Below are 14,559 nucleotides of genomic sequence, written 5' to 3' on the forward strand. Positions count from 1 at the left end.
AGCCGCCCCACTCCCCGACAAAATGATCTCAGGAGTGAAACGACTTGATTTATCTTTTCTATTTCCTACTACATTTTCATGGCATTTTCCCATCAGAAGAATGAAGAGAGTAAGCGTAAAAAGTCCCTTTTTTATTCACTTTAGCCACAATAGAATCCGTTCCCTTTTGCTGCTTCGAGAACGTATATTGATTCCCTTGAACTTTCACTTTATAGCCGGACAAATTGATATTAAACAACATTTGAGCCTTGGGCTTGACTAGCTTCAAAGCTTCTGAGGCAGTATATTTCGGGCTTGCAAATGTTTTTTTGAAATCTGCGTCATCATTCCAGTCCACCCCATAGGTGGATACGGCCAGCACTTTACCGGTTACCGCGCTAATTTTGACCTCACTCGCCTCGTTTGCATCCTCGAACGACCAATATGAAAGTCCCTTCGTCTCGTCCTTGTACCGTGAAGCGTGCTGTACCTTGATTCGCTGTCCACTCACACGCTTAAATGTGTTCATTGCACGGTTCAGTAACAAAGGGTCCACCTGCTTCAGCGCATAGTCCGCGTTGATGGTAATAGCGTTACCTCGATCCACATCCACATACAACGAGGAAGCTTGTTCTCCTGCGCCCCAAAATACCCAGTAATTTGAAGGCTTGTTGGACTGATAAGGGGATTTGACCCGCCAGAATGCTTCAAATTGCAAAGGACGCTTGCTGTCAAACGCTTTGGCGCTGTTTAGCACTTTCGTCTTGAGTGGCGCGTTCATCGCCTTTCCTAAGCTGCTTATTTTATATCGTATGGTTGTAGAATCCACTCTGTTTTTTTCTTTATTATATTCTGTCTGCAACGTAGCAGTTCCATCTTCCAGTTCGCCTTCTACAATCCAAGTTTTCCCCATATCTGTCACATCGTCAAATTGAAATGCTGTCTTTGAACCGATGAGTTCTTGCACCGCTTTTTCTAAACGGCTTACCACTGTCGGAGTTAGCGAGCCAACCTGCTTGTCCGTCGTTTCCGCGCCAGCAGGGATGGTCGCCGCCTGAACCGGAAGCGCGGTGGCTACAAATATGAGGACTGCAACTGCTGAAATCCAACGAAATTTCCGCACTATGAACGGCCTCCTTATTGTTTTCTCATTTTCTATATTATACATCGTTCAGGCGTCAAAAAAAGACAGAATGTTGCTTTGTTCATCGTATTCCTTGTATACAGTGGCATGTAAGTCCAAAAAAAGAAGACCTACTAAGGTCCTCTTTTCACTCACTTCTATACGATTCATAGGCCAGTTGCACGCTATTTTTAAAGTTCACATGATTTAGAACAGACGACCTTCGTACACGATCTCAGCCGGGCCCGTCATATATATGTGATTATCGTCCTCGCTCCATTCGATATCCAGATCGCCGCCCTTCAGGCTTACAATGGCGTGGCGGTCGCTGTACCCGTTTAGTACAGAAGCAACAAGTGTAGCACAGGCTCCGGTTCCACAAGCTAGCGTTGGTCCGGCTCCCCTCTCCCATACTCTCATATCTATATGCTTCCGGCTACGTACCGTGGCGAACTCAACATTTGTCTTTTTAGGGAACAGCGGATGGCATTCCAGCTTCGACCCCCAGGCTTCCAGATCAAAGCTTGGCGCATCCTCCACATAAATGACACAGTGCGGATTCCCCATAGATACAGCCGTAAAACGAAAACCACTTCCGCCAGCTTCAATGGGCTCATTAATTACGCTAGACAGATCCAGTGTAGTTGGAATCTTCAAACCCTCAAGAATCGGCTCTCCCATATCCACCTTCACCATACGAACAAGTCCGTTCTCTACAGTTAGTTCGACCTGCTGTACCCCTGCACCCAGTGTCTCGATCGTGATCTGTTCACGGTTGATGTGCTTACGGTCATATACGTATTTAGCAGCACAACGGATAGCATTACCGCATTGCTCGGCCTCCGAGCCGTCCGAGTTAATGATACGCATGCAGAAATCCGCTTTTTCTGACGGCAATATATATACCAACCCATCGGCACCAATACCAAAATGTCGATCACATAGTCGAACAGCTAATTCCGAGGCGTCAGACGGCAAATCCTGATGCCCAAACCAAACGATAAAATCATTACCTAGACCGTTCATTTTTGTGAATTCCATAGCTTACCTCCGCCGTTGCTGCTGATATCATGTTCCTCATGAAGCTTTGATCCCATGATATCATACAGGGCAATAGTGGGAAAGCGATGCGGTATACATGACCCGATTTCTAGGCTGAAAACTTCGTACGTCCCGCTGAAAAGTGTGTATTTCCGCCGCGACGACGGTTGCGTCGACCGCCCCATACACTTCCCGCTCCCATCAGAAACGTGGGAATCCCGGCTGCCACAATGGATAGCGCCCACTCACGCAATCCAAGCGGTACCGTTTTGAAAATAGGTTGCAGCACAGGCACGTACATAACCACTAGCATTAGCACTACGGAGGAGAGCACGGCAAGCACGAGATAACTATTTTGAAACGGATTACGATGGAAAATAGAACGGGAACTGCGGCAATCAAATACATGAATTAACTGTGCCAAGACTAGCGTAGCAAAGGCAACGGACTGTGCTTTGATCAATTGTCCTGCGTCATCCGGTGCAATACGTAATGTCAGCCAGAAGGCCGCTAGCGTACATAAACCAATCAACAAGCCACGACTAATGATTTTCCAGCCCAGTCGACGAGCAAAAATATTTTCCTTTGCGCCACGAGGTTTGTGCTCCATGAGATCCTTTTCTGGCTGGTCCACCCCCAGAGCCATCGCTGGTAGGCCATCTGTCACCAGATTCACCCATAAAATCTGGATCGGTAACAAAGGTAATGGCAGCCCGGCCATCATGGCAAAGAACATCGTCAAAATCTCACCAACATTGGAGGCGAGTAGATAACGGATAAATTTACGGATATTCTCGTAAATATTCCGTCCTTCCTCAATTGCGGCTACAATCGTTGAGAAATTATCATCACTCAGTACAAGCGCAGCCGCTTCTTTGGTCACGTCCGTCCCGGTAATGCCCATCGCAATACCGATGTCCGACGCCTTTATCGCCGGAGCGTCATTGACGCCATCACCGGTCATGGCTACGACATGTCCGCGTCTTTGAAGTGACTTGACGATCCGTAGCTTGTGCTCCGGCGAAACCCGTGCATACACAGAGACGGTATCAACGGCTTTGTCCAGCGCCGCATCATCCATCACAGACAACTCCTGTCCTGTCAACACATGGGAGCCGCGCTGAAGAATGCCCAGCTGCTGTGCAATGGCCTCTGCAGTTGTACCGTGATCTCCAGTAATCATCACAGTGCGAATGCCAGCACGACGGCACTTGCCAATGGCTTCGCGAACCTCGCGACGTGGCGGATCAATCATGCCTGTCAGCCCGATAAAGATCAGCTGTGCTTCAGCCTCCTCAACCGTGGAGACACGCTCATGCGAGCGGATATCACGGTAAGCGACACCAAGTACACGCAGCGCCTCTGAGGCCATTCCTTCGTTAGCTGCCAGTACCTTTTGGCGCAGCGTGCCCGTTAACGGAACGACATTTCCTTCCCATAAAATGTAGGAGCACTGACCCAGCAGCACATCCGGCGCACCTTTGGCAAAGACGATGTGTCCTCCCTGGTGGCGTACGAGTACCGACATTCGCTTCCGATCCGAGTCAAAAGGGAATTCTCGCTCCCTTGTGTACAGCTCATATAGCCCTTGTCTCGTGACCCCGCCCTTGGCAGCTAACGTGACCAGTGCTCCTTCCGTCGGGTCACCCTTCAGCTCCCAAACGGCGGACGGCGTCGGCTCTTTGGTCTTCTTTTTCGAACGCAACTCCTCTGTATCAGCTTGAACAATTTCAGCATTGTTGCAAAGTACACTGGCTTGTAGCAGTCTACGCAGAGATTGTCCGTTTTTAAGATCAGCAGGAAGGTCTCTATCCATAATATGCCCGTGTGGGTCGTAGCCCTCTCCCGTAACTCCCCAGAAGCGACCGTCCAGCCATAGCTTGGTGACTGTCATTTTATTTTGGGTCAGGGTGCCCGTTTTGTCGGAACAAATGACTGATGCACAGCCGAGCGTTTCAACAGAAGGCAGCTTACGCACAATCGCCTTTCGTTTAATCATACGCTGCACACCCAATGCGAGCGCAATTGTCACAATAGCTGGCAACCCTTCCGGTATGGCCGCCACAGCCAAGCTCACTCCGGCCAAGAACATGCTCATGGCTGGCTGTCCATGTAAAATGCCTGCTACGACAACGAGCACCGTTAGCGCCAACGCTACGATAATCAAGATTTTGCCCAATTGCTCCAATCTGTGCTGTAACGGTGTCTCCTGCGACTCCGTATTTTCAATCAAGTCTGCGATCTTACCCATTTCGGTACTCATACCTGTACGTATAACCATTCCTTGTGCGGTTCCTCTGGTCATCATCGTGCCCATAAAACCGATGTTTTTTTGATCCCCGAGTGGTACTTCGGCGGCATGAATAGGACGGGAATGCTTACTCACCGGAACTGATTCCCCCGTCAGGGCAGACTCCTCTACATCACAGCCGTTCGTACTCAACCACCTTACATCTGCGGGAATGCGATCACCACTTTCCAGCAGCACAATATCACCCGGAACCAGCTCTCTGGCCTGAACTTGAATTCGTTTGCCGCCCCGCAACACTTTGGCGGTTGGAGCCGACAGTTGTCTCAAAGCTCGCAATGAACGCTCAGCTCTGAATTCCTGTACAAAGCCGAGAATTCCATTCAGTACAACAATAGCAATAATGGTAATCGCGTCCAAATATTCGCCAAGCAGGCCGGATATCAGGGTCGCTCCCATCAATACGAGCATCATAAAATCCTTGAACTGGTTGAGCAGCAGCAAGATTGCCGAAACTCGCTTCCCCTCACTCAGCTCATTCCATCCTGACCTTTCTCTTCGTTCCGCAAGCTGTTCCTCCGAAAGACCCTGCTTCGGGTCGACTTCCAGACTTGTTGAAAGCTGTTCATTGCTTAATTGGTGCCAGTGTGCTTGTTCCATTCTCCCCAATTCCCTCCCGGTCAGATAGTCCGTTTCCGTCGGTTGTGCGTAGGATGGCTGCCCGTTATTATATTTTTGTGCCGCGATTGCTGATAAGCTGGACAGACTTTCTAGATTCAATCTATTCGGACAGGACCTGAAATATCACAAAGCCGCTTAAGTTTTGTCCCAAAGTTATGTATCATAGAAGGAAGGCGAAAATACATTTGCTTCAAAGGAGAACATAATTATGGCATTGGACGGAATCGTAACCCGCGCTATCGTACACGAACTGCAAGGCATCCGGGGCGGGCGCATTAATAAGATACATCAGCCAAATGATCGCGATATCGTGCTGAATCTGCGGGCACAAGGCGGAAGCGTAAAGCTGCTGCTGTCGGCTAATCCGACCTTCCCGCGTGTACATTTTACAGAACAAAGCTTTCTTAATCCGACAGAAGCCCCTATGTTTTGTATGCTCCTTCGCAAGCATTGCGAAGGAGGCGTTATTGAGAAAATCACACAGGTGGGCATGGAGCGTATTATTCACATGGATATACGTCAACGTGATGAACTGGGAGATATTTCACTCAAACGAATTATCATTGAACTGATGGGTAGACACAGCAACATTATTTTGCTTGACCCGGAAACAGGCGTGATGCTGGATGGCATTCATCATGTCACACCGTCTATCAGCAGCTATCGGGTCATTATGCCTGGCTTTCAATACACGGAGCCTCCTGAACAAAACAAGCTGAATCCACTAGAAACGGAAGAGGTAGACTTCATATCCTCGTATCAAACAGCGATCGAGGCCGAAGAAGCTCCCAAACGCTGGATCGTGAACACTTTTACTGGACTCAGTCCCCTCATTGCTGAAGAGATACTAGCTCGAGTAACTAATGAAGTATCTGGTGATAGTGATCGTTCACTATGGAGGACATTCAGTCACATCATGGATGACGTGCGGAATCATCGTTTTCAGCCGGTATCTGGACTAAACGCACAAGATAAAGTGATATTCTCAGCCATTCCACTGACGTTGATCCAAGAAGGACGTAAGGAGTACGCTACTATCAGTGAGTGTATGGAGGACTTCTTCGGTGAAAAAGCAGAAAGGGATACGGTTAAGCAAAAGGTCAGTGACCTACTGCGGTTTCTGCAAAACGAGCGGAGTAAAAACCTAAAAAAACTCGACTATCTCCATCAGGATTTGGCCGAGGCGGAAGATGCCGATCAATTTCGCATTTATGGAGAGTTGCTGTTCGCTTCGCTGCATGAGGTGAAAAAAGGGGACAAAGAAGTGACGCTCACTAACTTTTATGATGAGGAACAGCGTCCAATGACCATCCCACTGGACCCACTACTCAACCCGTCGGATAATGCACAACGGTATTTTAAAAAATACAACAAATATAAAAACAGCTTGGCTGTCATTGATGAACAACTGGAGAAAACGCACGAAGAAATCCGTTATATGGACAATCTTCTTCAGCAGCTAGCCCATGCCTCTATGAATGACATTGAGGAAATACGTGAAGAACTGGTTCAGCAGGGCTATCTCAGAGATCGGGTCAAAAAAGGAAAGAAAAAGAAGAAAAACGACCGTCCAACCCTGCACGTCTATACATCATCCGAAGGTATCGAGTTACTGGTCGGCAAAAACAACTTGCAAAATGAATATGTGACAAATCGACTGGCCGGACCAAATGACACCTGGTTGCACACAAAGGATATTCCGGGGTCACACGTCGTTATACGTGCTGAGCAATTCGGGGATACGACGCTGGAGGAGGCAGCTCAACTCGCTGCCTATTTTAGCCAGGCCAAGCAATCCAGCAGTGTACCTGTGGACGCCACCCTGATTCGGCATGTACGTAAGCCCAGCGGAGCCAAACCCGGCTTTGTCATCTACGATCATCAGCGTACGCTCTTCATTACACCCGACGAGGAGCTGATCAAAAAGCTGCCGAATCGCATCAAAAACGGCTAAGTCTCACTAGCCTATTGAATCCACAAAAAAAGCCCTTTGTTCTTTGCACGGTACACTTCTTGTGTTCCATGCATAAGGCAAGGGGCTTTTTATTTACTTTTGTCCAACAGCAGCCTTCCTCAATTCCTCGACAACCTGACCTTCCACACTACGGCTACCCAGATCACCGTGGAAAACAACACCTTGGCGTGCGCCGTGAAAATCCGAGCCGCCAGTTGCAATGAGCCCATATTGCGCCGCCATCACAGTATATCGGCTCTCAGCCTCAGCATCATGGTCCGAATGTCGCACCTCCAAGCCCACAGGCTTCGCCTCCTCTATAATTGAGCGAACCAGCTCATCATTTCCGTACAAGCCAGGGTGGGCCACCACAGGTACCCCTCCTGCTTCACGAATCCAGTTTATGGCCTCCGCAGGCTCTACACGGGGTACTGACACATATCCGGGCGCTCCTTCCGCCAAGTAACGGTCAAACGCATCCCGCATATCCTTCGCATATCCCTTTTGAACCAGCGTATCTGCCATATGTGGACGTCCAATGCTTTCATCTGGTGCCAGCGGTCTGCCCATCGTAGCCACCACTTCATCCAGTGTGATTTCCACGCTCAGACTACGCAATTGACTCAAAATCAAATCATTACGGGTATCCCGCGCCTGGCGAAGCTTTTCCAACCGCTCCAAAAACACTTTATTGCGGTAATCCATAAAATAACCGAGTATATGAATATCCTTACCGCCAGCTCGAGTACTAATTTCCACTCCTGGCACCACAGTAATTCCTATGCGTTTTCCTTCCTTCAGAGCTTCCTCCAGACCAGCTACCGTATCATGATCTGTAATGGCCACACCTGCCAGTCCTTTTTCCTTGGCCCAGCGCACATTATCTGCGGGTGGCTGCATACCGTCAGATGCTAGGGTATGTGTATGTAAATCATATCGTTTTACGCTAATCTGCTCCTTCATTATGCATCCTCCTTCTCTTTCAGCTTTGCAAGCTCGTCCTGCGAGTCCCTCTGCACGTCCGTTCCCTGATCATGACGACGCAAGTAAGACAGGAAGGTTACTACCGGAATCGGCAACAACGCCGACTTCAAATGAATTGCATAAAATTCTCGTTTGAACGTGATATCTGAAATGTTTACAATTTTCAACAATCCGAGCGCAACTTCATGCTTCACCGAAGAAGGTGATAGCATGGTAATACCCAGTCCAGCCTCTACCGCCGATTTGACCGCTCCAGTGCTCCCCATCTCCATTACAATACCAAGTCGGGAGGCATCCACACCACGACTTTTCAGCTCATCTTCTATCACTTGACGTGTACCAGATCCCTTTTCTCTGGCTACAAAAGGATGCTTAAACACATCTTCCAGAACCACTTTTTTTGCCTTGGCCAGCGCATGGCCTGAAGGCACAATCAGTTTCAGTTCGTCCTGCATCACAGGTTCCACCACGATATCTGGATGCTGGACTGGGGCCTCAATCAGTCCTAAATTCAACTGATGTTTTAGTATATCATCCATAATTTGAGTCGTATTCATCACATTCATCGCCATACGTATATGAGGGTATTCCTGGCCAAACGGCCCCAACATTCTTGGTACAATATACTCACCAATCGTTAGGCTGGCGCCAATATGCAATCTTCCCTCCAGCATGTGAGTAAAAGCAGACATCGCCTCGTCAGCTTCCCTGATCAGTTGCATGCTTTTTTTCGCAAAAGGTAATAGTGTCGCTCCCGCCTCTGAAAGCTCGATTTTTTTAGTCGAACGTTGCAGCAGCTTCGTGCCGAAATAATCTTCTAAAGACTGAATTTGCATCGTCACCGCAGGTTGTGTCATATGCAGCGCTTGTGCCGCCGCCGAGAAGCTTCCGCGCTCCGCTACGGTATAAAAAATGTGCAACTGATGAAAGTTCATACTGACAGCCCTCTCCCCTCTGATCTCCCTATTTTAACATAAGAAAAACATCTGTCGAAGCATTTCCAAGTAAACTTACCGAATTGGAGAGTTATATTGTTGGAAATAAAAAAAAGCATGCAGCTAATAACTGCATACTTTCTACTTAAAGTTGACGGTAATCATAAGTTCGGAGATTTTTTCGCCTAGGGCCGACCGCCCAATCACCGTCTATTTTTGCTTACGAGTGCTTTTCATCAGTGTCATGCGCCGCGAATGGCGTAGCCATGAATAGTATGACTTCAAATCCCTTAATTCAATGGTCTCCGACATCCGGCCCAAAAAGGTAATGACAATCATCTTGTGCAGCGGATTCCCCGCAATATCCATCTCGCCGGGCAACTCTCCAAATTCGGCCACGACGACCAGATCACCATCAATTAAATATACATCCTCTTCGTTATGATAGTAGGACTCCATCCTGTTTTGCTTCAGGCATTCCCAAAGCCAGGCGGCGATATGATTCGTCTCGGACTGTTTCTGCTCTATCCGATCTAAGTAGCGAGTTTTCGCATGATTTGTAATCACGATATCGGCGACTTTTTTATCGCCCATCTCCACGTAGAACGGTTCGTATGTACTCCATCGCTGCATTGCTTTGTCACGCACGGGATCACTCTCCCCACCAGATAGGTCTTTATATCTACCAATATATTCATATGTTACCTCAACAGACCCGGGACTACAAGTTACAAAATTGAAGTTTATAGGCGGTTTTTAAAGATTTTTTAGGTCTAACAGCATTAAGACCATTATGCAAAAGTCCTGACTTTACAAAAAAAAGCCAGCCCGCAGGCTGACCTTTTAAGAATATTTTACAATTTATAGATATTAGAAACTTATATTTCATATTCTTTCATCTTTTCCTTATCGTCGTTGTACTCCGTCCTAATCTCATTTCGAAAAGAGCGCTCGACCTTACGCACATAGGAAAGTCTGCGAATATTTTTAACGGTGTCTTCTGCCCGATCCGCATTCATATATATAACTACATAATGCATACGCTTTGAAATAAAGTGGACATTTCCGTATTTCTCCAGATTGCGGGCAGCCTTGATATCGCTTACCCAAATGATGTACCCTGTCCGCTCGGCAAACATTCGCTTCATCTCCCCTCCACTCGGTATCATTCCTATGACCTATCCACAGGAGCATTTCCCTCCGCTGCCACATCCGCCCTTTTTCACATTCGGATCATTGCTCGGCACCTTAATGGTCTCGGATACGGAATATGCAATCGTTTCAGACATGGCATGAAGCATATCATCCAGCGCCTTTTCGGCTCGTTTGAACTCCTTAACATCCACGAATTGTTCCAGTTCCAGCTCAACGACCTGCACTGCATCCTTCGCTTCATGATAGTTCGGATGAAAATGCCCAAAACGCTCCGTTTCCGCGAATAGCTCCTTTTTGGCATCCAGCTTGCGTACACACGCCTGAATAGACGGATTCAATTCCACACGCTGTTTCCAATATAAATAATCCGATACCTCAAAGGATCGGTTGACCATATCGCCCAATTCATAGGCGTTAATAAGCACTTCTGCCATATTGACCGTATTCAATTCGGCTACGCTCATGAATGTTCATCTCACTTTATATAAAGTTCTACCCTGTAAAAGTAGACTCATTTATCATACCACATCCTTCTTTTGAGAAGAAGGAGTTTCATGCACTTCCTGGCTCTACTATGTAAAAGGAACCAGCAACCGCATGTCTGACCATTCACTTGGCTGTAAAGTCGCAGGAGAAGGTGCTTCGTCATCCATTCCTGAGGCGTACCAGCCTGTGACACTCCATGGTGCACCGGGAACCACCGCCTCCGGTATCCATTTAACCTCTTTCCCACCGATTCGCAGTCCCACAGCAGCCTGCCAACGAATCGCTTGCTCGATCAACTGCCGGGCAGTGGAAGTATGGTAACTCCTCCATTCTTTTGTCCATGAGGAGGGGACTGTAGATCTTTCTGGAAAATAGTCAGACGGATCAGGCAGCGTGTGCTCTTGTTCGTAAAAATGCAGCGTGCGCCCAGTATAAACAAAACCTGCTCTTCCCTCTTGGGAAAATATAGAACGGGCTTGAGTAGGGTCGGACTCCATTTCACTGTTGGGGCTGCCTGAACTTATGTTCTCTGGTTCCAAAATCAATGGATAATGATGAGTCGGATCGTCCACACCTTCCAGTTCACGACGTGGACCTAATCCAATTGCAGCAAGCGTTTTTCGTATTTTGACAGCAGAGCTCGCCGGAATAATAAAGTCCCTGTCACCGAGCCGTTCCAGCAATCCTTCCAGCGCGGGATGGCGTGCAACCATGTCTGCATCCTCCTGTGTGCCACATCGCAAAAGTGTTACCGTTGCAAAAGCCGTCCGTCCGACATCGCCTGCCCACTGTTCTACCGCCATGCGTACATGATCAGGCACACCTGTCCGGCTGAACTTGTGCAGAAGAGCAGGAATTGCTTTGGCCTCCATTCCTAACTCGATTGCCTCTGTAACACTTTCTCTGGTGATCCGATATACTACCATCCGATCTCCTGTCACACGTTCACAGCAGCATTCCAGTCGCCAGCGCACATCATATGCCACATCTGGTGGAACCAATATTTCAAAATCAGGTTGTACATAAAAAGTACCTTGTTCTTGATGTGTATCCTCGTAATTATTGGGACGAAGCATATCTATCACAGATACATCCCAGCGAAAACACAGTTCGCCCGATGCAGTCTGGCCCCAATCGCCCATTCCAAAAGCAGTCAGTGCCTTCAGCCAACCCTTCAATTCCTCCATGAAAGGTCCATTGAAATTAAAATCAGATACCGTTTCTCCCGCAAACCCTTCCGTATTTGAGATTGTAGGAACAAGGTCTAAAAGGGCACCGTTCTTGGGATCAGCTCCGTTCGTACTCTCCTGCTGGATCAGACCTACCTGAAGCATCCATTGCAGCAAACACTTGATAGATATCCACCCTTCTGATCCTACATACTGGGAGACGGCACACAGCATATAGCGAAAATGCTGCATAGACGCTTCGGCCTTGCCGTATCTTTCCATGAGTGTAGCAAAAATATGCTTGCGCATTTGCCAAGCAGACAAACGAATCCAAGTCGCCAATTCCGTTTCCTGAACGCGAAAAGACACAGTTTCTTTCACTAACAGACCCAAACTGAGTAGCAAATCCATCATTACCACCGTTTGCACTGGATACAGCTCTGCATGCGCATAATGCAACCCAAGACCTATCAGGTCCTCTGGGCGAAAGGGGGTCAGTTCATTCAATTTTTGCAATGACCGCTTATGTATGGTTCCTTTGGCCGTCAAAGGAACGCCCTGTACCGCAATACGTGACAACGCATGCAGCAAATCCGACTCCAGGCCTGTCATTGATTCATGTACCATTATCGGATGATCCGAATGCATCATGTTCATTGGATTTTGCTCTAACAACATATCGTACAGATCCGGTAGCCGATGAACCGGAATATATAAAATTCGTTCGCCCCACGATTTGGTAACAGCCTCCAGCCAGCCCCGGGCACGTAATCCACGCAGTGCCAGTTTCGTTTCGACTCCGCTTAACGCTCCCCGGGTAAGCTGTATAGGTTCTTCTTCCTTCATGGGCTGTCCCGCGTACCGGATAAAGCATTGTCTAAGCACCAGCAGCTCATCTGATGAAAGCTCATTCCAGCTGTCTTGCGTGTTCGTTACGCCCATTCTTGATTAGGCCTCCTTTTTCTTTCCACGATCTCCAGGCTTATCATCCCCGCCTACGATAGCCTCTGTCACACTAAATCTGCGAACCGCATATTCATAGCCTTGCTCAATCAGAAACAGCTGACGACGAGCTGCAAAATCCGTCTCCTTGCTATTCTCCGTCACTAGCGCATAAAAATAAGCTTTATTCTCGCCCGACTTTGGTCGCAAAATGCGGCCCAGTCGCTGCGCTTCTTCCTGACGAGAGCCAAAGCTACCCGATACCTCTATGGCTACTGCCGCATCCGGCAGATCCACCGCAAAGTTTGCAACCTTGGATACCAATAGGGTCCGAATTGTACCCTTGCGGAACGCATCAAACCAACGCACCCGCTCCGTCTGGGTCATTGAACCCGTAATCAGTGGGACACCGAGCTCCTGAGCCAATATACGCAATTGGTCCAAATATTGACCAATAATAAGCGTGGGCAAGCCGCTGTGCTGCTGCATCAGGCTACGTACCGCCTTCAGTTTGACCGGATTTTCGGCTGCAATTCGGTACTGCTGTCTACCCTCGGCACGCATACTGCGCTCCAAAAGTTCAGCTGTCATTGGAAGCCGTAGCTCCACACAATCGACCTGAGCGATCCAGCCCTGTCGCTCCAGTTCCTTCCACGGCATATCATACCGTTTGGGTCCAATTAAAGAGAACACATCGCGTTCACAACCATCCTCTCGAACCAGCGTGGCTGTTAACCCCAAACGACGGGTAGCCTGAATGTCAGCCGTCGCCCGGAATACTGGCGCGGGCAGCAAATGAACCTCATCATATATAATGAGTCCCCACTTCCGCTCACTCAGCAGTTTCATATGCTCAAAATCCCCATCTTTGGTGCGACGGTGTGTCAATATTTGGTAGGTCGCCACCGTAATCGGACGTACCTCTTTTTTCTGACCACTATATTCCCCGATGGAATCGGCAGGAATATCCGTCTTTCGTTTTAACTCTTCTACCCATTGCCGTACAGAAGTAGTATTAGATGTTAGAATAAGCACCTCGCACTGAAACCGATTCATTACCGCCATACCTATCACTGTTTTTCCGGCTCCGCATGGAAGCACCAGTACACCACTACCTCCTAAGCCGTCCGCTCCTTCAAACGCATCAGCGGCCTTTACTTGATAATCACGAAGCTGCAACTTCGTTTGTCCCTTTCCCAAGGTAAAACTAAGCTGATTCCCTTCAAGATAGCCTGCCGTATCCACAACGGGATATCCCAAGCGCGTTAATTCCTGCTTGAGCAAGCCCCGATTTTCGGACGGGACCGACGCGCTTACCTCATCAAGTCGAAGTAAACCAAGCTGTTTAAGCTCTTGCTTGGTCAGTAGCTCACCCAGTAAAGCGGGGGTCTCTGCTGCCAAGATCAAGCGATCACCCATTGTATAGCTGTTGGCTTTCCCTGTCTTTATACCTCCGTCTGGCTCATGCTCAGCACGGTATGCGCCAATCATATCTGTGCTATAAGTTCTCTCTTCTTCCGTACCCTCCCGTGAAAGCGTCAACGTCCCATAACGAGAAACGAGCTGTTCTATATCCTTCAACAAATCACGCGGAATATCCCAACGGGATATGGAGTTCAAACTATTTTGAATGTCCTCAGCACTCCATCCGAGGGCAGCTGCGTTCCACAAAGACAGTGGAGTGATGTGGTATGTATGAAAAGCGGACGGGCTTTTAACCAGCTCCGCATAAATCTGCAACTGAGAACGAGCCCATTCTGAACCGGGCAAGCCCATTTCCAGCAGAACGGTAAAATCACGTTGTACAATACAAGGATGATCTGGATTCATAACTACCTCCTGATAATCTAACAATACATCAT

The 14,559-nt window shown here is 48.2% G+C and carries 11 protein-coding genes; 1 reads left to right on the plus strand and 10 read right to left on the minus strand.

The features are described from left to right. Positions 1-76 precede the first annotated feature (76 nt). From JOE49_RS21520 to JOE49_RS21530, 3 genes are all read right to left on the minus strand, one after another. Positions 77-1,102, minus strand: a complete 1,026-nt coding sequence (locus tag JOE49_RS21520) for a hypothetical protein (protein ID WP_023989310.1) — start codon at positions 1,100-1,102, stop codon at positions 77-79. A 207-nt stretch (positions 1,103-1,309) separates the two neighbouring features. Further along, positions 1,310-2,143, minus strand: a complete 834-nt coding sequence (gene dapF / locus JOE49_RS21525; RefSeq protein WP_023989311.1) for a diaminopimelate epimerase — start codon at positions 2,141-2,143, stop codon at positions 1,310-1,312. Between the two features lie 109 nt (positions 2,144-2,252). Next, positions 2,253-5,051, minus strand: coding sequence for a calcium-translocating P-type ATPase, SERCA-type (locus tag JOE49_RS21530; protein WP_209942768.1), 2,799 nt, complete (start codon positions 5,049-5,051; stop codon positions 2,253-2,255). A 229-nt stretch (positions 5,052-5,280) separates the two neighbouring features. Here JOE49_RS21530 and JOE49_RS21535 point away from each other — a divergent pair, with 229 nt between their 5' ends. Continuing rightward, entirely contained in the window at positions 5,281-7,026 is a 1,746-nt protein-coding gene (locus JOE49_RS21535) for an Rqc2 family fibronectin-binding protein (protein ID WP_209942770.1), read from the plus strand. Positions 7,027-7,119: 93 nt separating this feature from the next. On the opposite strand, the gene JOE49_RS21540 is transcribed toward JOE49_RS21535, so the two are convergent. From JOE49_RS21540 to JOE49_RS21570, 7 genes are all read right to left on the minus strand, one after another. Continuing rightward, positions 7,120-7,989: a PHP domain-containing protein gene (locus tag JOE49_RS21540; RefSeq protein WP_209942772.1), complete on the minus strand. Its 870-nt coding sequence runs from the start codon at positions 7,987-7,989 to the stop codon at positions 7,120-7,122. After that, positions 7,989-8,945 carry a selenium metabolism-associated LysR family transcriptional regulator gene (locus JOE49_RS21545; protein ID WP_049828338.1) on the minus strand — a complete coding sequence of 319 codons (957 nt, stop codon included), beginning with the start codon at positions 8,943-8,945 and terminating at the stop codon, positions 7,989-7,991. The genes JOE49_RS21540 and JOE49_RS21545 overlap by 1 nt, the downstream gene beginning before the upstream one ends. Positions 8,946-9,155: 210 nt before the next feature. After that, positions 9,156-9,593: a hypothetical protein gene (locus JOE49_RS21550; protein ID WP_023989315.1), complete on the minus strand. Its 438-nt coding sequence runs from the start codon at positions 9,591-9,593 to the stop codon at positions 9,156-9,158. A 230-nt stretch (positions 9,594-9,823) separates the two neighbouring features. Continuing rightward, positions 9,824-10,084, minus strand: a complete 261-nt coding sequence (locus tag JOE49_RS21555; RefSeq protein WP_023989316.1) for a YlbG family protein — start codon at positions 10,082-10,084, stop codon at positions 9,824-9,826. Positions 10,085-10,123: 39 nt separating this feature from the next. Next, positions 10,124-10,564: a YlbF/YmcA family competence regulator gene (locus tag JOE49_RS21560; RefSeq protein WP_013310906.1), complete on the minus strand. Its 441-nt coding sequence runs from the start codon at positions 10,562-10,564 to the stop codon at positions 10,124-10,126. 108 nt (positions 10,565-10,672) lie between these two features. Beyond that, positions 10,673-12,697: a helicase-associated domain-containing protein gene (locus JOE49_RS21565; RefSeq protein ID WP_209942774.1), complete on the minus strand. Its 2,025-nt coding sequence runs from the start codon at positions 12,695-12,697 to the stop codon at positions 10,673-10,675. Between the two features lie 6 nt (positions 12,698-12,703). Then, positions 12,704-14,527: a DNA repair helicase XPB gene (locus JOE49_RS21570; RefSeq protein ID WP_209942776.1), complete on the minus strand. Its 1,824-nt coding sequence runs from the start codon at positions 14,525-14,527 to the stop codon at positions 12,704-12,706. Positions 14,528-14,559 lie beyond the last annotated feature (32 nt).

It is taken from the genome of Paenibacillus sp. PvR133 (assembly GCF_017833155.1).
GTDB lineage: Bacteria > Bacillota > Bacilli > Paenibacillales > Paenibacillaceae > Paenibacillus > Paenibacillus polymyxa_B.